General features: G+C 70.1%; 16 protein-coding genes. 8 read left to right on the top strand and 8 right to left on the bottom strand.

Translation table 11 applies throughout. The features are described from left to right. Window positions 1–35: 35 nt before the first annotated feature. The 3 genes from cysS to FB390_RS03575 all read left to right on the top strand — a co-directional run bounded on the left by cysS (window position 36) and on the right by FB390_RS03575 (window position 2,845). Window positions 36–1,439 (top strand): cysteine--tRNA ligase, encoded by a 1,404-nt coding sequence (gene cysS, locus FB390_RS03585; RefSeq protein WP_141807668.1) that lies wholly within the window; start codon window positions 36–38, stop codon window positions 1,437–1,439. Continuing rightward, entirely contained in the window at window positions 1,439–2,419 is a 981-nt protein-coding gene (rlmB, locus tag FB390_RS03580; protein ID WP_141807667.1) for a 23S rRNA (guanosine(2251)-2'-O)-methyltransferase RlmB, read from the top strand. The genes cysS and rlmB overlap by 1 nt, the downstream gene beginning before the upstream one ends. A gap of 147 nt (window positions 2,420–2,566) precedes the next feature. Further along, the gene (locus FB390_RS03575; RefSeq protein ID WP_141807666.1) at window positions 2,567–2,845 is read left to right on the top strand and encodes a DUF4190 domain-containing protein; all 279 of its coding nucleotides are present in this window, start codon (window positions 2,567–2,569) and stop codon (window positions 2,843–2,845) included. Between the two features lie 11 nt (window positions 2,846–2,856). Here the strand turns inward: FB390_RS03575 and FB390_RS03570 are convergent, their stop codons facing one another. Beyond that, entirely contained in the window at window positions 2,857–3,666 is an 810-nt protein-coding gene (locus tag FB390_RS03570) for an enoyl-CoA hydratase/isomerase family protein (RefSeq protein ID WP_141807665.1), read from the bottom strand. A gap of 19 nt (window positions 3,667–3,685) precedes the next feature. Further along, a complete protein-coding gene (locus FB390_RS03565; protein ID WP_141807664.1) occupies window positions 3,686–4,855 on the bottom strand; it encodes an acyl-CoA dehydrogenase family protein in 1,170 nt (389 codons plus the stop codon). Between the two features lie 234 nt (window positions 4,856–5,089). Here FB390_RS03565 and FB390_RS03560 point away from each other — a divergent pair, with 234 nt between their 5' ends. Next, entirely contained in the window at window positions 5,090–5,611 is a 522-nt protein-coding gene (locus FB390_RS03560; RefSeq protein ID WP_141807663.1) for a hypothetical protein, read from the top strand. Between the two features lie 69 nt (window positions 5,612–5,680). Beyond that, on the top strand, window positions 5,681–8,845 hold the full coding sequence (locus FB390_RS03555; protein WP_141807662.1) for an AfsR/SARP family transcriptional regulator: 3,165 nt from the start codon (window positions 5,681–5,683) through the stop codon (window positions 8,843–8,845). Between the two features lie 43 nt (window positions 8,846–8,888). Here the strand turns inward: FB390_RS03555 and FB390_RS03550 are convergent, their stop codons facing one another. The 6 genes from FB390_RS03550 to kstR form a co-directional block, all read right to left on the bottom strand. Continuing rightward, window positions 8,889–9,500, bottom strand: coding sequence for a maleylpyruvate isomerase family mycothiol-dependent enzyme (locus FB390_RS03550; RefSeq protein WP_141811517.1), 612 nt, complete (start codon window positions 9,498–9,500; stop codon window positions 8,889–8,891). Between the two features lie 35 nt (window positions 9,501–9,535). Then, on the bottom strand, window positions 9,536–10,405 hold the full coding sequence (locus FB390_RS03545) for a metal ABC transporter permease (protein ID WP_141807661.1): 870 nt from the start codon (window positions 10,403–10,405) through the stop codon (window positions 9,536–9,538). After that, a complete protein-coding gene (locus FB390_RS03540; protein ID WP_141807660.1) occupies window positions 10,402–11,310 on the bottom strand; it encodes a metal ABC transporter ATP-binding protein in 909 nt (302 codons plus the stop codon). The genes FB390_RS03545 and FB390_RS03540 overlap by 4 nt, the downstream gene beginning before the upstream one ends. Before the next feature lie 20 nt (window positions 11,311–11,330). Further along, window positions 11,331–12,164 carry a metal ABC transporter solute-binding protein, Zn/Mn family gene (locus tag FB390_RS03535; protein ID WP_141811516.1) on the bottom strand — a complete coding sequence of 278 codons (834 nt, stop codon included), beginning with the start codon at window positions 12,162–12,164 and terminating at the stop codon, window positions 11,331–11,333. 245 nt (window positions 12,165–12,409) lie between these two features. Beyond that, on the bottom strand, window positions 12,410–14,980 hold the full coding sequence (otsB, locus tag FB390_RS03530; RefSeq protein WP_141807659.1) for a trehalose-phosphatase: 2,571 nt from the start codon (window positions 14,978–14,980) through the stop codon (window positions 12,410–12,412). Window positions 14,981–15,372: 392 nt separating this feature from the next. After that, window positions 15,373–16,023 carry a cholesterol catabolism transcriptional regulator KstR gene (kstR, locus tag FB390_RS03525; RefSeq protein WP_067790127.1) on the bottom strand — a complete coding sequence of 217 codons (651 nt, stop codon included), beginning with the start codon at window positions 16,021–16,023 and terminating at the stop codon, window positions 15,373–15,375. A gap of 147 nt (window positions 16,024–16,170) precedes the next feature. On the opposite strand from kstR, the gene FB390_RS03520 reads away from it, so the two are divergent. From FB390_RS03520 to FB390_RS03510, 3 genes are read left to right on the top strand one after another with little or no spacing between them, the layout of a single operon-like run. Beyond that, complete coding sequence (locus FB390_RS03520; protein ID WP_141807658.1) at window positions 16,171–18,339, top strand: acyl-CoA dehydrogenase family protein; 2,169 nt, start codon at window positions 16,171–16,173, stop codon at window positions 18,337–18,339. Window positions 18,340–18,362: 23 nt separating this feature from the next. Then, the gene (locus FB390_RS03515; protein WP_141807657.1) at window positions 18,363–19,427 is read left to right on the top strand and encodes an acyl-CoA dehydrogenase family protein; all 1,065 of its coding nucleotides are present in this window, start codon (window positions 18,363–18,365) and stop codon (window positions 19,425–19,427) included. Next, a complete protein-coding gene (locus tag FB390_RS03510) occupies window positions 19,412–20,572 on the top strand; it encodes an acyl-CoA dehydrogenase family protein (RefSeq protein WP_141807656.1) in 1,161 nt (386 codons plus the stop codon). The genes FB390_RS03515 and FB390_RS03510 overlap by 16 nt, the downstream gene beginning before the upstream one ends. Window positions 20,573–20,578: the final 6 nt, after the last annotated feature.

Here is a 20,578-nt window from a genome sequence, read left to right as displayed (position 1 = left end):
AAGTCCCTCGACGGCGCCGACTAGGATCGACTGCCGTGACACTGCGCCTCTTTGACACCGAACGCCGAACCATGCGCGATTTCGCGCCGCTGGTTCCCGGCCGCGCTTCGGTGTACCTCTGTGGCGCCACCGTCCAGGGGGAACCCCATATCGGTCACGTCCGCAGCGGCGTCGCGTTCGACGTGCTGCGCCGCTGGTTGCAGGCACACGACTACGACGTGTACTTCATCCGCAACGTCACCGACATCGACGACAAGATTCTGAACAAGGCCGCCGAGGCGGGCCGCCCGTGGTGGGAGTGGGCGGCCACCTACGAGCGCGCCTTCGACCGCGCCTACGAAGCGCTCGGCGTGCAGCCGCCTTCCGCCGAGCCGCGGGCCACCGGCCACATCACCCAGATGGTCGACCTGATGCGGCGGCTCATCGACCGCGGGCACGCCTACGCCTCCGAGGGCAACGTCTACTTCGACGTGCAGAGCTACCCGGACTACGGAAAGCTGTCCGGCCACAAGCTCGACGACGTGCACCAGGGCGAGAGCGCGGGCGAGGGCAAGCGCGATCCGCGCGATTTCACGCTGTGGAAGGCGGCCAAGCCGGGCGAGCCGAGCTGGCCGTCGCCGTGGGGCCCCGGCCGCCCCGGCTGGCACCTGGAGTGCTCCGCGATGGCCGAGTTCTATCTGGGCGCGGAATTCGACATCCACTGCGGCGGTATGGATCTGGTTTTCCCGCACCACGAGAACGAGATCGCCCAGTCCAAGGCCTCCGGTGCCGGCTTCGCGCAGTACTGGCTGCACAACGGCTGGGTGACCATGGGCGGCGAGAAGATGTCCAAGTCGCTCGGCAACGTGCTCTCGGTGCCCAATGTGCTGAAAAAGGTTCGCGCCGTGGAACTTCGGTTCTATCTCGGCAGCGCGCACTACGGCTCGATGCTGGAGTACTCGGACAAGGCGCTGTACGACGCCGCGGCCTCCTACCAGCGGATCGAGGCGTTCATCCACCGGGTCGCCGAGCGGGCCGGTGAGATCCCGGTCGGCAAGTGGACCGACGCGTTCGCCGAGGCGATGGACGACAACCTGGCCGTGCCACGGGCACTCGCCGAGGTGCACCGCGTGGTGCACGAGGGCAACAAGGCGCTGGAATCGGGCGCGGTCGACACCGCGCGCGAGCTGGCCGGACAGGTGCGGGCCATGCTGAACATTCTCGGCGTCTGCCCGTACGACCCGAAGTGGTACGCGCCGGAGGACACCTCCGCGGCGCAAGAGGCGCTCGACGTGCTGGTGCGCGCCGAACTCGACCGTCGCCAGCAGGCCCGCGCCGACAAAGATTGGGGCACCGCCGACGCCGTGCGCGACCGTCTGGTCGCCGCGGGCATCGAGGTGACCGACACCGCCCAAGGACCCGAGTGGTCGCTGGGCGCCGCGCGCGGAAAGGCGAACTGATGGCAGGGAATTCGCAGCGCCGCGGCGCGGTGCGCAAGACGGGTAGCAAGAAGGGCGCGGTCGTCGGTTCCGGCGGCAAGCGCAGGCGCGGGCTCGAGGGGCGCGGCGCGACGCCGCCCGCCGAGATGCGGACCAAGCACCCCGCGGCCAAGCGTGCCGCGGCCAAGGCCAAGGCGGAGGCGAAGGGCCGCCCGACCGGTCGCGCCGCAGGTGGCCGTCCGGCGGGCCGCAAGACCGAGGACGGTCCCGAGTTGGTGCTCGGCCGCAATCCCGTCGTCGAGTGTCTGCGCGCGGGCGTCCCGGCCACGGCGCTGTATGTCGCGGTCGGCACCGAGAACGACGAACGGCTCACCGAGAGCGTGCAGACCGCGGCCGACGCCGGCATCTCCATCCTCGAGGTGCCGCGCACCGATCTGGACCGGATGAGCAACAACGGTCTGCACCAGGGCCTCGCGTTGCAGGTGCCGCCGTACCGCTACGCCCACCCGGACGATCTGCTCGACCGGCTGCGCAGCACGGCCGAACCCGCGCTCCTCGTCGCGTTGGACAACATCTCCGATCCGCGCAACCTCGGCGCGGTGATCCGCTCCGTCGCGGCGTTCGGCGGCCACGGCGTGCTCATCCCGCAGCGGCGCAGCGCGAGCGTCACCGCCGTCGCGTGGCGGACCAGCGCGGGCGCCGCGGCCCGGCTTCCCGTCGCGCGCGCCACGAATCTGACTCGCACGCTGAAGGATTGGGCCAACCAAGGCATCCAGATCGTCGGCCTGGACATGGGCGGCGACACCACGCTCGACGAGTTCGACGGCACCGCACCGACGGTGATCGTGGTCGGTTCGGAAGGCAAGGGTCTTTCGCGCCTGGTCCGGGAGAACTGCGACAGCATCCTCAGCATCCCGATGGCCGGTCCGGTGGAGTCGCTGAACGCGTCGGTCGCGGCGGGCGTGGTGCTCGCCGAGATCGCGCGGCAGCGCAGGGCCTGACGGCCGCCGGGCCGAATGCCCCTGAGCGCCAACCGTTTCGGTGACGGTGCAGGTGAACGGCGTTTCCGGCCGGACACGAAACGCCCCGAGTCACGCGCGATCCGCAAAATACGCGGAGTTCCCCGGTAGCCCCGTAGAATTCGGCTGGTGGTGATACCCAACCAGCCCATCGGTGCGACGGTCGAGCATCCGAATGCCACGGCCGTATTGTTTCTCGGCGCGGCGAGCATCTTCTGCTGCGGGGCGCTCGGCCCGGTGGCGTGGGCGTTGGGCAAGCGCGCCCTCGACCAGATCGAGGACTCCGGCGGCGCACTCGGCGGCCGAGCGCAGGTACTGGTCGGCTACGTCCTCGGCGTCATCGGAACCGTCCTCATGGTTCTGATGGCGATCCTGTTTCTGCTCATCGTGCTGGGCGGCAACGCGTAAGAGGTCGCGATTCAGTCGAGCACCGGCCGGTCGGCGTCGGCCTTGCTGTCCCACGCGGGCCATTCGGAGCTGATGCTGCCGGTCCAGTTCGGTTGCCTGCGGTCGCGGAAAGCCGCCATCGCCTCGCCGCCGTCGACGCTCTTGGCGACGTGGGCGTTGAGTTCGGTCTCCAACCGACCGACCATGGCCGGGCTCATGCCGAGGCCCTCCCATAGCAGCCGCTTGGACAGTGCGACCGGCAGCGGCGCCGAACCGTTGGCCAGATCGTGCGCCACCGACAGCGCGGTCGGCAGCACTTCGCCGCCGGCCAGGCAGGCGTTGGCCAAGCCCATCGCCTTGGCTTCGTCACCGTCGAAGGTGCGGCCGGTGAGCATGATGTCGGCCGCGTTGGCCATGCCGACCAGCCGCGGCAGCGTCCAGTGCGCGTAGCCGTCGGCGAGCACGCCGCGGCGCACCTGGGTCAGTCCGTAGACCGCGTCGCGCGCCATGTACCGCAGGTCGCACTGCAGGGCGAGCGCCAGCCCGATGCCGACCGCGTGCCCGTTGACCGCGGCGATCACCGGTTTGCGCACCCGCCACGGCGCGGGCTCGATGGTGGCGCTGACCTCGCCGACCCGGTTGGACAGATCCGCGCCCGCGCAGAACGCGGGCGGCGTCCCGGTGATCACCACCGCGCGGATGGCGTCCTCGCTGTCGCAGCGCTGCAGCGCTGCGCCGAGCTCGGCGGCCATCGCCGGGGTGAACGCGTTCTGCTGGGCGGGCCGGTTGAGCGTGAGCACGGCGATGCCCGCGGAGACATCGACGAGCAGTTCCGAACTCATGCCACAGGATCGTAGTGGCTCAGCGCAGAATCTTGCGTCCGATGGCGTACTTGTGGACCTCGGTGGGGCCGTCGTACAGCCGGAAGGCGCGCATGTCGCGGAAGATCATCTCGACCACCGTCTCGTCGCTGATGCCGATGCCGCCGAGCACCTGCACGCAGCGGTCGGCGACCTTGAACAGCTCCTCGGAGACGTAGGACTTCGCGATCGAGCTCTCGTGCCGCGCCTTCTCGCCCTGGTCCATCAGCCAGCAGGCGTGCCAGATGGTCAGACGGCACTGGTGCAGCGCGATCTCGTTGTCGGCCAGCATGAACGACACGCCCTCGTGTTCGCCGATCGGCTTGCCGAACGCGGTGCGGGTCTTGGCGTGCTGCACCGCGATGCTCTGGGCCCGTTCGGCCGCGCCGAGCCAGCGCATGCAGTGCGTGAGCCGGGCCGGGGCCAGCCGCAGCTGGGCGTAGCGCAGCGCCTGTCCGGCCTCCCCGAGCAGCGCCGACTTGGGCAGTACCAGGTTGTCGAAGCGGACGACACCGTGTCCGGCGACGTAGTTGCGGTCCATCGTGTTCATGGTGCGCTCGATGACGATGCCCGGCTGGTCGCCGTCGGTCAGGAACAGCGTCGGTCCCTCGGGCAGGTGCGGATTGGCGGCGAGGCGGGCCATGATGATCCAGGTCTTGGCGCCGTTGGCGCCGGTGATCAACCATTTGCGACCGTTGACGGTGAAGTTCTCGCCGTCGAAGACGGCCTCGGTGGCCAGCTGCGCCGGGTCGGAGCCCGCGCCGTCGGGTTCGGTCATCGCGAAGACCGAGCGCTGGTGTCCGTTGATCACCGGCATCAGGTAGCGGTCGGTCTGCTCCTGGTTCGCGACCTTGGACAGCAGGAACATGTTGCCCTCGTCGGGCGCGGCGCAGTTCATCGCGATCGGGCCGAGGGTGGACCACCCCGCTGCCTCGTAGATGACGGCCTGCTCGACGTGGCTGAGCCCGCGCCCGCCGAGCGCCTCGGGCGCCTGGACTGTCAGCAGTTTCTCGGCGCGCGCGAGTTCCACCAGCTCCTGGCGCAACTCGTCGGTCGGACCGTGCGCGGTCAGGCGCGGGTCGCGCTCGAACGGAACGATCTTGTCGATGACGAACTGGCGGACGCGGTCGCGTTCGGCGGCGAGTTCGGCGGGAATCGAGAAGTCGATCATCGTTGGTCACCATTCGTTCGGAGGCGTGTGGGTCCGAGCATACGAAACCTGACACGACAGACTGAAGGCGGCCGCCATCAATGCGGGCTCGCCCGGCCGGATTTCGCCTCTACCTGCATTGACAGGCACTGTCAGTGCGCTGTGAACGGCCTGTCAGCCGGGCCGGACATCTTCGGTTCATCGAGAGCGCGGGCCACACCGGCCCACGCGAGACCGAGGATCCGGAGAACCGCCATGCTGACCGCCGCCGCTATCGCCCAACTGCTGATCGCCCTCGCCTTCGTGAGTATCCCGCTGGTCCGCCACCGCTACGGCGCCGCCGCGAAGGCCGCCGCCGAGGCGGAACTGAACCGCCAGGGCGTACGGCCCGGCGTGTTGGCCGAGCACGGCATGCGGTTCGACGCGGGCGGCCACGAGACTTGGGCTCCCTTGTTCTTCGCGCTGATCATGACCGCGCTGGCCGCCTTGAACCTCGCGGGCAACCCGTGGGGCGAGACGCTCACCTGGATCGGCCAGGCGCTGATCCTTCTGGTCAATGTCGTCATCCTGTACAGCAACCTGACCGCCGCGAAGGGCGTCGAGGCCGCCTTCGCCAAGACCGGCGATCCCGAGCTCGCCCGCATCGACGTGCGTCGCTTCCTCTCCGCCGCCGAGGGCGCGTTCCCGCGCTGGGTGATGCCGTGGTTGCAGAACGCCCGCCACGCGATCGTGTTCGGCGGCTCGATCCTGGTCGTCGTCGCGTTGGTCGCCGCCTGAGGTTGTAGGCAGGATCCTCGGCCTGTACCAGCCCCCGCGCGTCCACGACCCTTCTGACAGGCTGAACCGGTGCGTGTTGCTCTACTCGGCCCGGTCGCCGCTTTCACCGACGACGGTGCCTCTCTGGACCTCGGCGGTGTACGGCTTCGAATGCTGCTGGCCAGGCTCGCATTGGAGGCCGGTCGCCCCGTCTCCGTAGACGCGCTCATCGACGGACTGTGGGGCGAGCACCCACCTGCCGAGGCCGCGGGGGCGCTGCAAGCTCTGGTCTCCCGTCTGCGCAAGGTGATACGCGGCGCGGGCACCCTCGAACTCGGCCCCGGCGGCTACCGGCTCTCGGTGCGCCCCGAAGACGTGGACGCGCACCGCTTCGAGACCGCTGCCGCCGAGGGCCGCCGCGAACTGGCCGCGGGCAAGGTCGAGGCGGCGGCGGCCGCACTCGCCGACGCCCTCGCGCTGTGGCGGGGGCCCGCGCTCGCCGACGTACGGGACGCCCCGTTCGCCGACCTCTCGGTCGCCCGGCTGGAGGAACTGAAAGCCGCTGTCGCCGAGGACAATTACGACGCCGCGCTCCAGCTCGGCAGGTACGCCGAGGTGCTCGCCGACCTGGAGACCGCCGCCGCCGAACGCCCGCTGGCCGAGCGGCTGGCCGGTCTGCGAATGCGGGCTCTGTCCGCCGCCGGTCGCCAATCCGACGCGCTCGCCGTCTACGAACAGATCCGCGAGCGCCTGGGCGACGAACTCGGCGTCGACCCCTCCGCCGAACTGCGCGACATCCACTTGGCCCTGCTGCGCGGTGAACTGGATCGTCCCGCCCCACGTCCGGAGCCGTCGGCGAGCCGAATTCCGCTGCCGCGCACCAACTTCGTCGGACGGGACCGCGAGCTGTCCCGCGTTTCGGAGCTGCTCGCCGCGGGCCGTCTGGTCACGCTGGTCGGTCCGGGTGGCGCGGGCAAGACCCGACTGGCGGTCGAGACCGTCACCCGGCACCGGGCTTACGAGCGCGGCCGAGCGTGGTTGGTGCCGCTGGCCGGCGTGGGCACCGCGGAACAGCTGACCGACACCGTGGTCGGTGCGCTGGCCTCCTGGGATATGCGGGTCTCCGACAACCGGCAGCCGCTCACCGGCGCCGACCGCATCGCCGAGCTGCTCGATGTCGGCCCCGCCGTGCTCGTGCTCGACAACTGCGAGCACCTGATCGAAGCCGCTGCCGAACTAGCCGACTGCCTCCTCGAAAGACTGCCGCAGCTGCGGATCCTCGCGACCAGCAGGGAGCCGCTCGCCATCGCGGGCGAGACCCTGTACCAGCTCGGGCCGCTCGAATTGCCCGGCGAGACAGCAGAACCCGCCGATGCCACCGATGCCCCGGCAGTACGGCTCTTCCTGGATCGCGCGGTCGCGGCACGACCCGACTTCGTCCTGGACACCGAGACCGTCGGACCGGTCGTCGACATCTGCCGACAGCTCGACGGCCTGCCGCTCGCACTCGAATTGGCCGCCGCCAAGCTGCGTTCGATGAGCGTCGAGCAGATCGCGCGCAGACTCGACGATCGCTTCCGACTGCTGACCTCCGGCAGCCGCACCGCACTACCGCGCCAGCGCACGCTGCTCGCCCTGGTGGCGTGGAGCTGGGACCTGCTCACCGAGCCGGAAAGGCTACTGGCCCGCAGGCTTTCGCTGTTCCCCGGCGGCGCGACACTCGACGCGCTGGAAGCGATCTGCTCCGACGCGACACTGCCCGCCGCGGACGTGCTGTACGTGGCCGACGCGCTGGTGGAGAAGTCCGTCCTCACCGTCTCGGGCGAGCGCTACCGCATGCTCGCGACCATTCGCGCCTACGCGGCCGACCGGCTGACGGAGACCGGCGACGATCTCGCCGACCGCTTCGCCGAGTACTACCTGGCGCTGGCCGAAGACAACGAACCACTGCTGCGCACGCGAGAACAGTTGCGCGCCATCGGTGTCTTCGACGCCGAACACGAAAACCTGGTAACCGTATTGCGATCGACACTCGACGCGGGCGACGCCGTGCACGCCGCGCGCTTCGTCGGCGCGCTGTTCTGGTACTGGGGCATCCGCGGCATGAGCACCCAGTTCGACACCTTCCTCGCCGCCGTGCTTCGCCTCGACGAGGCCCTGCCCGTCCGCGAACGGTCCGCGCTGCGTCTCGTGCAGTTGCTCGCGGGCGCGCCGATCACGGAAGACATTCCGGTGCGGACACTCATCGAGGACTGCGTGGCCGCCGACGGACTCGACTTCCACCCCGCGCTGCTCCTGTGGACTCCGCTGCTTGCCGCATTGGTGGGCGCCGACGACCTCGGCGACCACGCGCTCGACCGGGCGCTGACGAACCAGGACCCCTGGGTGCGGGCCAGCGCGCACTGGGCGCGGGACTACGTGCTGACGGAGCGGGGCGACCGGGCCGCGGGCGCCGAGGCACGCGCGGCGGCGTTGCGCGGGTTCGAGGAGGTCGGTGACCGGTGGGGTCTCGGCATGGCGCTGCTCGCCCTCGGGCGCGACCACTCGCTGCGCGGCGAACACGACCGCGCCATCGCCGTATTCGAGCGCGGCGTCGCGGTCAGCAGCGAGCTGGGCGGCCAGGACGACCTGTTCCACTGCCGCGCCCGGCTCACCGTCGAACGTATGCGCGCGGGCGATCTCGTCGGCGCGCTCCGCGACATCGAGGCCATGCGACGGCAGGCCACCGCACGCGGCCACCGCCGCAGCGCCGCGGAAACCCTCTTCGAACTCGCCGAATGGCACCGCCGCGCGGGCGACGTGGCCGCCGCCGATCACACCATCGACGAACTCGCCGCGATCGCGGACCGCCTCGGCCTCCCGGAAACCATGGCCGCCGGTCTGATCGCCGCCGCCCGCCTGAGCAACCGTCTCGCCGAAGGCGACTCGGCCGGGGCGCGCGCCCACCTCCCGCAGGCCGCCGCGGGCCTGTTCGCCCTGGCCGACGCGACGAACACCGCCCACGTCGCCGAACTCCTCGCCGAATTGCACTTCCTCGAAGAGGCCCCCGAGTCGGCCGCCGAAGCACTCGGCCTCAGCGAAGCCCTACGCGGCGACTTCGACGCGGGCGAGCCCCGCCTCACCGAATTGGTGAACGCCCTCACCGACCACCTGGGCCAGGAAACCTACAAAGCCGCCTACCACCGCACCGCCACCTTGCCCCGAGCCGAAGCCCTAGCCCGCCTCCGCACGGCCGTAGGCCTCGCCGACGATTGACCGGCGCCCGAGCCGCGACGAGGCGGTCGACACGTCCCGGGGCTCAGAAGCGCCGCACGAGTCGCGGATGCCCGGGACCGGTCAGATCCTCGAGAACCGCGGGCCGCCCCGCCATTGCCATGAGCAGCGCCTCACCGGTGCCGCGAACTTCCGGCCCGGCGCCGTAAGTCCAGTCGATGTCGGTGGCGACCAGCCGCAATCCACGCACCCGCCACGCGCCCCGAATCAGCGGTGCGTAGCGGACGAAGTCGAGCGCCGCGCGTAGTCGAAGCGGCGGGATCGTTCGCGTCAGTCTCAACGGCCGTCGAATGTCCTGCTGATGAATCATCGCTTCGGCGAGAGCGACCCGTCCGCCGAACCAGGCGGTCGATCCGGCTGGTTGCCGCCGAGTGCGCATCAGCTCGACCAACTGCTCCGGGCTCGCATCGTTGTACCTCGCGATGTCGGCCGCGTTGATCCGAGCCAACGACCAGCCGCGGACGCGGCGGGCGGCGAACCGCATCGGCGTCAACTCGCCGTAGCCGATGACGTGCGCCGCCACGTCGCGCACCCGCCACTGCGAACAGAGGCTCGGCGCCTCCCACTGGTCGTCGGAGAGGCTCGCCAACAGGTCTGCCAGCGCTGCCCGCCGAAACGCGATGTCGGCAGGCTGTATACGACGTGCTGTGCGCGATCGGTGGTCGCGCCAGTTCAGCGGACGCGCGCCAGTTGGCGTCGCCGGTTGCCGACCACCCGGCACACCACATAGATCACGAAGGAGATCGCCGTGACGAAGGTGGACACCGGTACTCCGGGAGCCAGGGACAGCAGGATCCCGCCCACCGCCGCGAGTTCGGCGAAGACGATCGCCAGCACCGTGGCGCGGGCCGGGTTGGCGGTGAGCTGAGCCGCCGCCGCGGCCGGGGTGATGAGCAGGGCGAGGACCAGCAGTGCGCCGACGATCTGAACACCGAACGCCGCCGTGATGCCGAGCAGCACGGCGAAGATCACCGCGAGTGCGCGCACCGGAACGCCGCGCGCGACCGCGACCTCAGGATCCGAGCTGGCGAACAGCAGCGGCCGGTAGATCACCGCGAGCACGGCGAGCACCAACACGGTGCAGGTGATGAGCAGGGCGAGTCCGCTGTAGCCGACGCTGACCACCTGGCCGGTCAGCAGCGAGAACTTGGAACCGGCGCGCTCCGGCCCGAGCCAGAGGAAGAGCACGGAGAGCCCGAGGCCGAACGAGAGCACCACCGCGATCACCGAATCGCGTTCTCGCGCGCGGGTTCCGAGCACGCCGAAGAGCACGGCGGCCACCACCGACCCGATGATCGCCCCGAGCCCGACACCGATTCCGGCGAGCAGCGCGGCGGCCGCGCCGGTCAGCGAGAGTTCGCTGGTGCCGTGCACCGCGAACGACATCTGCCTGCTGATGATCAGCGGCCCGATCGCCCCGGCGAGCAGACCGAGCAGGGCGGCGGCGAGCACCGCCTGCTGCACGAAGTCGTAGGAGAGCAGATCGGCCGTGGTGGACAGGTCGAACATCTTGGCGAACACGTCGGCGAGCTTGTCGTTCACGCGCGGACTCCGCTCGTGTCCGGCTCGGCGTGGCAGTGCTGCGCCCCAGCCGCGCCGAGCGCGTCCATGGTGTCACCGGTGCCGACCACCACCAGCCGTCCGCGCACGCGCAGCACGTCGACCTCGGTCTGGTACAGCTCGGAGAGCACCTCGGAGGTCATCACCTCGTCGGGCGCACCGATCCGGAACTTGCCGTCCACCAGGTACAGCACCCGATCCACCAGGGGCAGAATCGGATTGATCTCGTGGGTCACGAAGAGGACCGCGGTGTCGTGGTCGCGCCTGCGCCGGTCGATCAGCTCGGCGACCAGCCGCTGGTTGGCCAGGTCCAGGCTCAGCAGCGGTTCGTCGCAGAGCAGCACCTTCGGATCGCCGACCAGCGCTTGGGCCACCCGCAGCCGCTGCTGTTCGCCGCCGGACATGGATTCCAGCGGCGCGTGCGCGAACTCCTCCGCGCCGACGGCCGCGATAGCGGCGGCCACCTTCCGGTTGCGTTCGGCCCGCCCGCGCAGCCCGAGGCCCCACCGGTGCCCGTCCACGCCGAGACCGACCAGGTCGACACCACGCAGCTGCACGCCCGCGTCGATCGTCTTCTGTTGCGGCACATAGCCGATGTCGGGATTGCCGGCGCGCGCGGGCGAACCGGCGACGAACGCCCGCCCGGACCCCAGCGTGAGCTGGCCGAGCAGCACCTTCAACAGCGAGGTCTTGCCGGAGCCGTTGGGCCCGAGCACGGCGATGAACTCGCCGGGCGCCACGTCGAGGTCGAGGCCCTGCCAGAGGGTGCGGTCGCCGAACGAGAGCCGGGCGTCGTCGAGCCGAACGGCGGCCGCGCCGTCGGTGTCCGCGCGCCGCCGCACCGGTGCGATGTGTTCGGTGCGCGGGGCTCTCTCGCTCGTGACCATCTCGACCAACTGCTCTTCGATCAGCCCAGCGCCTTGGCGAGCGCTTCGGTGTTCTTGGTCTGCCACTGGATGTAATCCATTCCCTCGGGCAGGGTTTCGGTCACCTCGACGACGGCGACGCCGTTGGTTTCGGCGAGGCCGCGCAGGTCTCGGGTGATCTTGTCCTGGGTCTGCACGTTGTAGACGAGAGCGCGAACCTGCTTGCCGGTCAGCAGATCCCGGGTCTCGGCGACGGCCGCGGGCGCGGGATCGGTCTCCTGCTCGATCGCTTCCTGGAACTCGTGCGGGGTGCGGTCTTCCGCGCCCGCGGCGCGCAGCAGGTAGTGCGCGAGCGGTTCGGTCTGCAGCACGGGCGCTTTCGGGTGCGCGGCGGCGATCGCGCCGGTGGCCGAGGTGATCCCGGCCAGCTGCGTCTTGAAGGTCGCGGCGCGGGCGGTGTAGTCCGCGGCGTGCGCCGAGTCGATCTCGCCGAGCGCGGCGGCGATCTGGTCGGCGACCGCGCCGACGGTGCGCACGTCGTACCAGACGTGCTCGTTCTCGTCGGCCTTGTCGGGCCGGGACTCGAAGGCGTCGACCGTGCGCTTGTCCTTGCCGGAGACGGCCTTCTCGATGAACTCGTCGTAGCCGCCGCCGTTGTAGACGACCAGGTCGGCGTCGCTGATCTTCGCCGATTCCACCGCGGAGGTCTCGTGCGAGTGCGGGTCGGCGGCCGGATCGGTGATGATCGAGGTCACGGTGGCGTCCGATCCCGCGACGGCGGCGGCGATATTGCCCCACACGTTGGTGGAGGCGACCACCTCGGGCTTGTCCGAGGTGTCGGAGCCGCCGCCACAGGCGGTCAGCAGGAGAGCCATTCCCGCGGCGGCACCGGCGAACTTCAGGGCAATGCGACTACTCACGCGGGAAAACTCCTGGCAATGCGATCAGAGCACCGCGAGTGCTCCAAATCATAATGGAAACCGTTACCGTTTTACTTTATCAGCAACCCGCAACTCGACCACCGCCCGGCCGCCGCCACACCGCTGCCGAATCCGGCCCGGACACGCGAAGGCCCGCGAACCGCTCGGTCCGCGGGCCTCGAAGGCCGGTCAGCGACCGCTCAGACGAGCACCTCCACGGGCTGGCTCAGCAGCTGCGCGCAGCGCAGCAGACCGAGGTGGCTGTAGGCCTGCGGGTGGTTGCCAAGCGACCGCTCGGCCACCGGGTCGTATTCCTCGCTGAGCAGACCGGTCGGCCCGGCGACGTCCACCAGCTGAGCGAACAGCGCCTCGGCGTCCGAACGCTTGCCGATCAGCAGGTACGCCTCGACCAGCCAGGCCGCGCACAGGTGGAACCCGCCCTCGCCGCCGGGCAGGCCGTCGTCGTGGTGGTACCGGTACACGGTCGAACCGCTGCGCAGCTCGGCCTCGGTGGCCACCACCGTCGCGGCGAAGCGCGGGTCGGAGGGGTCGATCAGTCCGCTCAGGCCGATGTGCAGGGTGGCCGCGTCCAGGTCGGTGCCGTCGTAGGCCGCCGTGAAGGACTGGACCTCGTCGTTCCAGCCCTTGGTCTTGACCTCCTCGGCGATGGTCTCGCGCAGTTCGAGCCATTCCGGGTCGATCTCACGGTCGAACTTCTGCGCCAGCGTCAGCGCCCGGTCGACGGTCAGCCAGCCCATCACCTTCGAGTACACGTGGTGGCGCGGGTTGCCGCGGATCTCCCAGATGCCGTGGTCCGGTTCGGTCCAGCGCCGCTGCACCGCGGAGACCATGGCGTGCACCAGCTCCCAGTCGGCGTCCGGCAGCGCACGGGCCGGATCGGTGACGCCCTTGCGCTCGCGTGCGTGCGCGAGCGTCGCGATCAGGTCGACGATCGGGCCGAAGACGTCCAGCTGAACCTGCATGTTCGCCGCGTTGCCGACGCGCACCGGCCGCGAACCGGCGTAGCCGGGCAGCTGGTCGATGACGGCCTCGGGCGGCAGCGTCTCGCCGTAGATCGTGTACAGCGGGTGCAGCCGCTCCGGACCGGGCAGGGTCTCCAGCACCCGATGCACCCAGCCGAGGAACTCGTCGGCCTCGGTGAGCGAACCCAGGTTGACCAGCGCCTGCGCGGTGAGCGCCGCGTCGCGCAGCCAGCAGTAGCGGTAGTCCCAGTTGCGCACGCCGCCGATGTCCTCGGGCAGCGAGGTGGTCGCCGCGGCGAGGATCGAGCCGGACGGCGCGTGCACGAGCCCGCGCAGGGTCAGCGCCGAGCGCTTCATCAGGTCGGGCTTCAGCGGCGGCAGCTCCAGCGCGCTCGACCACTCCGACCAGTACCGCTGCGCCTCCCTGCGGCGCTCCGGCTCGCCGGTCATGGCGGGCGCGAGATCCTGTGTGCCGCAGCGAAGTTCCAGCACGATCGGACCGGTCGACGGATCAACCACCGCGCGCGCCACATCGTGCGTGCCGTCGCTCTCGATCGTCCAGCGGACACCGGGGGAGCGCAGCACCATCGGGTCGTTCGTGCCGAGCACCCGCAGACCCGACGGCTCGGATTCGAGCGTCACCGGCACCTGGCCGAACTCCGGTCGCGGCGCGAACGTGACGACCGCCTTGGCGATACCGGTGATCACCCGGGTCAGATCGGTACGGTTGGGCGCCACGTCGTGCGGCAGGTAGTCGACGACTTGCAAACTGGCCCAACGGGTCTCGACGGTCATGGTGCCGTCCACGTAGCGCTGCGAGAGCGGCAGCCCCGGCCGCTCCGGCGCGATCGTGAAGTGGCCTGCCTGCGGCCCGCCGAGCAGGTGCGCGAACACCGCAGCCGAATCCGGCTCCGGGTGGCAGAACCAGGTGACCGTGGCGTCGGGGGTGAGCAGCGCCACCGAGCGCGGGCTGGCCAGCATGGTCAGTCGCTCGATGCGCGGCGCGCTCGCGCCCGCCAGCCAGGTGCGCCGCTCCTCCAGCAGGAAGGCCAGCGCGCAGGCGACCTGTTCGGTGGTGTCCACCCGGTACTTGGCCAGGCTGTCGCCCTCGCCGACCTTGATGCCGACATCCGGGCCGGAGAGCACGCGGAAGGCCTTCTCGTCGGTGACGTCGTCGCCGAAGAACACCGCCGCCGTCGCGCCCTCCTGATGACGGATGGTGTCCAGCGCGGTGCCCTTGTCGGTCGCCACGACGGCCAGCTCGATGACGGCCTTGCCCTCGGTGACCTGAACGCCGACCCAGCAGGCGGGCCCCTGGCGCACCGAGGTCAGCGCCCGTCGCCCGATCTCGGGGCTGGCGTTACGCACGTGCAGGGCGACGCTCGCCGGTTTGATCTCGACGGCCACGCCGGGATTGCCCGCGGCGATGTGCGTCAGCGCGGTCTGTACTTCTTGCAGTAGCTGCTTGGCGTCGTTGTCGATCGCGTGCACGAAGCCGACGTCGAACTCCGAGCCGTGGCTACCGATCAGTTGCACCTCGACCGGAAGCCGGGAGAGTGCCGCGAGGTCGCGCAGCGCGCGGCCGGAGATGACGGCCGCCGTGGTTCCGGTGAGACCGGCGAGGGCGCGTAGCGCGCTCACCGATTCTCGGTGCGGATACGCCTTAGCCGGGTCGGAGACGATCGGGGCCAAAGTCCCGTCGTAGTCCGACGCGACCAAGAGTCTCGGCTCGCGCGCGACCGTCGACAAAGCTCGTCGAAGTTCCTGTGGCAGATCCTGTGCGCTCACGCATCCAACCTAGTGATCGGAGGAGTTGTTTCAGGGGCGGGCAAAACAATACTGTGTTGAATTCATCGCACCGCAGCGCGCCGGTATGCGTGCGCACGATTGCAACCCGGTTATCGGGATTTGCCCAGTTAACGCACAGGTAACCAGCAAGTAACTTTCCGCGGACGCGAGCGAAGTCGGGTCGCGCGGCGATCGCGAGAATCGGCACGCCAGTACCGATTCGCTCCGGCGGGCAAGCCGGATGCGAGTCGCTTTGGCGGACAGGGCGGTTCGCGGTCTGCTCCGCGTGCAGTGGCAAGCGCGGCATAACACCACGGTAGCCCGGTCGCGGGCGGTGTGCCCGTCGACCGGGCTCGCCGATCCGAATCAGTTGGCGCGGTAATCGCCTCCGGCTATTTCGCCGCTTGATCTCCGAGCAGGAGATCCACAGTCAGTTCGAGACGATCTGTGACATCCGTCGCGGAAGCCCGTCGAGTGAGCCACGCCACCAGATTGGAAAGCCACACGTCGCTGATGACGCGGGCAATGGCGAGTTGCCGTTCGGTCGGTTCTCCGTCGTTCATGGCGCGGGCGAAAACCCGGTCCATCACCTTGCCGACTCGGTCCACCTCGGCGGCGGCCGAGGCGTCGGCGAACATGAACGCGCGCGTCATGGCCTCGGTGAGCAGCGGGTCGCGCTGCATCATCCTGGTGATCTGGGTGAGCAGCAGGTGCATGCGCTCGCGCGGCGTCGTACCGGCAAGCGGCTTGCGTTTGCCTTCGATCTGCTCGAATTCCCTGGCCAGCGCCGAGACCAGCAGGTGCACCTTGGACGGGAAGTACCGGTAGAGAGTGCCGACGGCCACGTCCGCGCGCTCCGCGACGGCGCGCATCTGCACCGCGTCGTATCCGCCCTTGGAGGCGAGCGCCAGCGTCGCGTCCAGGATGCGCTTGCGCCGCTCGCGCTGCGCGGCCGAGCTCAGATCGTCCTCGCTGAGCGTTGTCACGGTCGCTGGGCGGGCAGCGCTCGTGTCGGCGGGCTGCGATCGGGAGGGGCTGGCCATCGAAAAGGGTCCTTTCCTCGAACGTCGTACGGCGGCCTGGCGCGCGGTGCTCACCGATGCGGATTGGCCGTCTCTTGACTTCCGCCCGGCCAGGATATTAGAACATGTTCTAGGTGTGGGAGTCACGCCGGAAAGGCGGGTTGGAGTGTGACCATCGCCACCACTGACGAGCATAAAGCCGTTCAGGAGTCGATGCGGGGTTGGGCAGGATCGGTCCGGCCGATTGCAACAATGCGAGCCGAGCCGGTCGGCTTCTGGCACGCGTACTGGCCCGCGCTGGCCGAACTCGGGATCTTCCGTGTCGCGGTGGCCGAGGAGGCGGGTGGCGACGGCGGGTCGGTCGCCGATCTCGCCGTCCTGCTGGAGCAGGCGGCGCACGATCTGGTGGGCGGCCCGGTGCTCAGCACCGCCCTCGCCAACCTGGTCACCGCGGGCGCTCTTGCCGATGACCTCCCGTGCGGTGTCGCGCTCGACGTCGTTGTCGGTCCGGATGTTTCATCCGAGACGGGTGTGAGCGTACCCGCCGCCGACGCGGACGTGTTGCTCACCGGTGTCTGGGACCTCGTGCTCGGGGCCGCTTCCGGCACCGCCGTGCTACTTCCCGTGACCACCCCGGACGGACAGCGCTGGTGCCTTGTTCCGCCGGACGCCGCGGGTCTGCGCGTCGAGGAGCTGACCTCGGCCGACCCGAGCACCCCGCTGGCCCGTGTGCACTGCACCGATGTCGCGGTGCCGGCCGAGCGGGTGTTCACCGCGGCGCACCGCGTCGAAGACCTGCTCGTGGCGCTCGTGGCCGCCGAGCTCGCCGGTCTCGCGGGCTGGTGTCTGGAGACCGCGGTCGAATACGCCAAGGTGCGTGAGCAATTCGGCCGCAAGATCGGTTCCTTCCAGGCGGTCAAGCACATCTGCGCGTGGATGCTGTGCCGCACGGAGCTGATCCGCTCGGTCGCGCTGGACGCCGCCGCCGCCGTCGACGAGGGCGGCGCCGAGCTGCCGATCGCGGCCGCCATCGCCGCGGCCATCTCGCTGGACGCCGCGGTCGAGACCGCCAAGGACTGCATCCAGGTGCTCGGCGGCATCGGCTTCACCTGGGAGCACGACGCCCACTTCTACCTGCGCCGGGCGACGGCGCTGCGCCAGCTGCTCGGCGGCTCGGCGCGCTGGCGGGCCAGGGTCACCGAACTGACTCGCGACGGAATGCGCCGGACCACCGGCGCCGACCGGGTCTTCGCCGCCGAGGGCGTCGACGTGGACGGCGCGGCAGGCAACGACCTGGCCGCCGAGGTGGCCGCGATCGCCGCCCTGCCCGCGGACCGGCAGCGCGACGCCCTGGTGGACGCGGGCTTGGCGATGCCGCACTGGCCCGCGCCCTATGGCCGCGGCGCCGACCCCATGACCGGGCTGGTGATCTCCGAGGAGTTGCGCCGCGCGGGCGTGACCGCACCCGACCTTGCTATCGGCGGGTGGGCGATCCCGACCCTGTTGCAGCACGGCACCCCCGAGCAGATCGACCGGTTCGCCTGGCCGACACTGCGCGGCGAGGTGGTGTGGTGCCAGCTGTTCAGCGAGCCCGGCGCGGGTTCCGATCTCGCCGCGTTGCGCACCACCGCGAAACGGGTCGAGGGCGGCTGGGTGCTCAACGGCCAGAAGGTCTGGACTTCGCTGGGCGACAAGGCGAACTGGGGCATCTGCCTGGCGCGCACCGACGCCGACGCGCCCAAGCACCGCGGCATCTCCTACTTCCTCGTCGACATGCGCAGCAAGGGCCTGGAGGTCCGCCCGCTGGTGCAGATCACCGGCGAGGCGCGGTTCAGCGAGGTGTTCCTCGACGACGTCTTCGTCCCCGACGACTGTCTGGTCGGCGCGCTGAACAACGGCTGGAAGATCGCCCGCTCCACGCTGTCCACCGAACGAGTTGCCATGGGCGGCAATGGAATAGGGCCGGTGCTCGAGGAGCTGATCGCCAAGCTGCCCGCCACCGGCCCAGGTGCGGAGCTGCGCAACGACCGGCTCGGCGGCTTCGTCGCCGAGGCCATCGCCGGGCTGCTGCTCGAACAGCGGGCCGCGGTCGCGATGCTGGCGGGCGCCGACCCCGCCGCGCAGAGCAGCGTGCGCAAGCTGGTCGGCGTGCGGCACCGCCAGGCGGTCGCGGAATTCGCCGTCGAGGCGGCGGGACCGAACGGTGCGCAGGATTCGGACGAGGTGACCGAATTCCTGCTCACCCGCTGTCTTTCCATCGCGGGAGGCACCGAGCAGATCCTGCTCACCGTGGCGGGTGAGCGGATTCTCGGACTGCCGCGCGACGCGGACAGCTGACGAAACTCGACTGGGAGAACAGCGTGGACTTCACCAGGGACGAGCGCCAGGACGCCGTCGCCGAAGTAGTAGTGAGCTTGCTGGAGCGCGAATCCGCGCGGGATATGGAGCTGTGGCCGACCCTCGTCGAGTCGGGACTGCTCGCGGTCGCGCTACCGGAGCGATTCGGCGGCGACGGCATGGGCCTGCCGGAGGTCTCGGTGCTGCTAACCGAGCTGGCCACCGACGCGGTCGCCGTGCCCGCCTTGCCGACATTGGGTTTCGGCCTGCTCGCGCTGCTACCTGTACTGCCCGACGAGCAGGCCGAGGCCGTCTATCCCGAGCTCGCCAAGGGCGCGGTGCTCACCGCGGCGCTCAGCGAGCCCGGCGCGCCTTTCGCCGCGACGCCCAAGACGACCGCGGTCGCCGAAGGGGCTGTCGTGCGCATCAGCGGGCACAAGGTCGCGGTGCCCTACGCCGAGCAGGCGCGCTGGCTGCTGATCCCGACCGATTCCGGTATCGCGCTCGTGGCGGGCGATACCGCGGGCCTGACCATCACGCCGTCGCCGACCTCGGGCGGCCTGCCCGAAGGCAGCGTCCTGTTGGACAACGTGGAGATCCCCGCCGAGCAGTTGCTTCCCGGCGATCTCGCGCGGTTGCACCGGCTGGCGGTCGCGAGCATCGGCTCGGTCGCCGACGGACTGCTGAAGGGCGCGCTGGTGCTCACCGCCGAACACCTGCGGGTGCGGCGGCAGTTCGGCAGGCCGCTCGCCGAATTCCAGGCGGTGGCGCAGCAGATCGCCGACCTGTATGTGGTGTCGCGCACCCTGCACGCCGCGGCCGTCTCGGCGAACTGGGCGCTCGCGCTGTCCGACGCCGATTCCGCGCACCTGGAGCGCGTCGACGACGACCTCGACGTCCTCGCCTATACCGTGGCCTCCGAGCTGCCCGCCGCCATGCAGAAGTGCCACCACCTGCACGGAGGTCTCGGCGTCGACGTGACCCATCCGATGCACCGCTACTACTCCCAGGCCAAGGACATCGCCCGCTGGCTCGGCGGCGCGTCGTTCCGCCTGGATCGTCTAGGAGCAAGATGTTCATCGATCTGACCGCCGAGCAGCGCGCGCTGCGCGACGAACTCCGCGCCTACTTCGCCGATCTCGTCACTCCCGAAGAGGAGGCCGAGATGGCGGTGAACCGGCACGGCGACGCCTACCGCGCCGTCGTGCGGCGCATGGGCCGCGACGGCTGGCTCGGAGTCGGCTGGCCGAAGGAATACGGCGGGCAGGGTTTCGGGCCCGTCGAACAGCAGATCTTCTTCAACGAGGCGGTGCGCGCCGATGTGCCGCTGCCGCTGGTGACGCTGCTGACCGTCGGCCCGACCTTGCAGTCCTACGGCACCGACGCGCAGAAGAAGAAGTTCCTGCCCGGAATCCTTTCCGGTGACATCCATTTCGCGATCGGCTACTCCGAGCCGGAAGCGGGCACCGACCTGGCCGCGCTGCGTACCAGCGCGGTCCGCGACGCCTCCGGCGACTGGATCGTCAACGGGCAGAAGATCTTCACCACCGGCGCGCACGAGGCCGACTACGTCTGGCTGGCCTGTCGCACCGGCACCGCGGAATCGCGCCATCGCGGCATCACGATCCTGATCGTGGACACCAAGGATCCCGGCTACTCGTGGACGCCGATCATCACCTGCGACGGCGCCCACCACACGAACGCCACCTATTTCGACAACGTCCGGGTCCCCGCCGACATGCTGGTCGGCGAGGAGAACCGGGGCTGGCGGCTGATCACCACCCAGCTCAATCACGAGCGGGTCAGCCTCGGTCCGTCCGGCAAGATCGAGCAGCTCTACGATCGGGTGCGCGACTGGGCGCGTCCGCGCGGGCTGCTCGTCGAACCCGACGTGCAGCGCTCCCTGGGCCGCATGCACGCCATGGTCCGGCTCAACGAATTGCTGAACTGGCAGGTCGCTGGGACGGTCGACGGCGACCAGTCGCAGGTCATCGCCGACGCCTCGGCCACCAAAGTGTTCTCCACCGAATCACTTCAGGAAGCGGGCCGCCTGGCCGAGGAGATCGTCGGGCGCCACGGCGATCCGGCCGAGCGCGCCACCGCCGAACTGCTCACCTGGCTGGACCGGCGCACCAAACAGAACCTCGTGGTGACCTTCGGCGGCGGCGTGAACGAGATCATGCGCGAGCTCGTCGCCACCGCCGGATTGAACCTGCCGCGAGTACCCCGATAGAAGAAG

This window comes from Nocardia bhagyanarayanae, assembly GCF_006716565.1.
Classification (GTDB): Bacteria; Actinomycetota; Actinomycetes; order Mycobacteriales; family Mycobacteriaceae; genus Nocardia; species Nocardia bhagyanarayanae.
The sequence above is the reverse complement of the archived record's forward strand: the minus strand, read 5'-3'. Positions and strand labels throughout refer to the sequence as shown.

What these genes read in the sequence shown, in the direction of transcription:
- FB390_RS03510 (WP_141807656.1), top strand. Translation starts at nt 19,412, where the DNA reads ATGTTCATCGATCTGACCGCCGAGCAGCGCGCGCTGCGCGACGAACTC.
- FB390_RS03565 (WP_141807664.1), bottom strand. Translation starts at nt 4,855, where the DNA reads ATGATCGACTTCTCGATTCCCGCCGAACTCGCCGCCGAACGCGACCGC.
- FB390_RS03540 (WP_141807660.1), bottom strand. Translation starts at nt 11,310, where the DNA reads ATGGTCACGAGCGAGAGAGCCCCGCGCACCGAACACATCGCACCGGTG.
- FB390_RS03535 (WP_141811516.1), bottom strand. Translation starts at nt 12,164, where the DNA reads ATGGCTCTCCTGCTGACCGCCTGTGGCGGCGGCTCCGACACCTCGGAC.
- FB390_RS03570 (WP_141807665.1), bottom strand. Translation starts at nt 3,666, where the DNA reads ATGAGTTCGGAACTGCTCGTCGATGTCTCCGCGGGCATCGCCGTGCTC.
- kstR (WP_067790127.1), bottom strand. Translation starts at nt 16,023, where the DNA reads ATGGCCAGCCCCTCCCGATCGCAGCCCGCCGACACGAGCGCTGCCCGC.
- rlmB (WP_141807667.1), top strand. Translation starts at nt 1,439, where the DNA reads ATGGCAGGGAATTCGCAGCGCCGCGGCGCGGTGCGCAAGACGGGTAGC.
- FB390_RS03560 (WP_141807663.1), top strand. Translation starts at nt 5,090, where the DNA reads ATGCTGACCGCCGCCGCTATCGCCCAACTGCTGATCGCCCTCGCCTTC.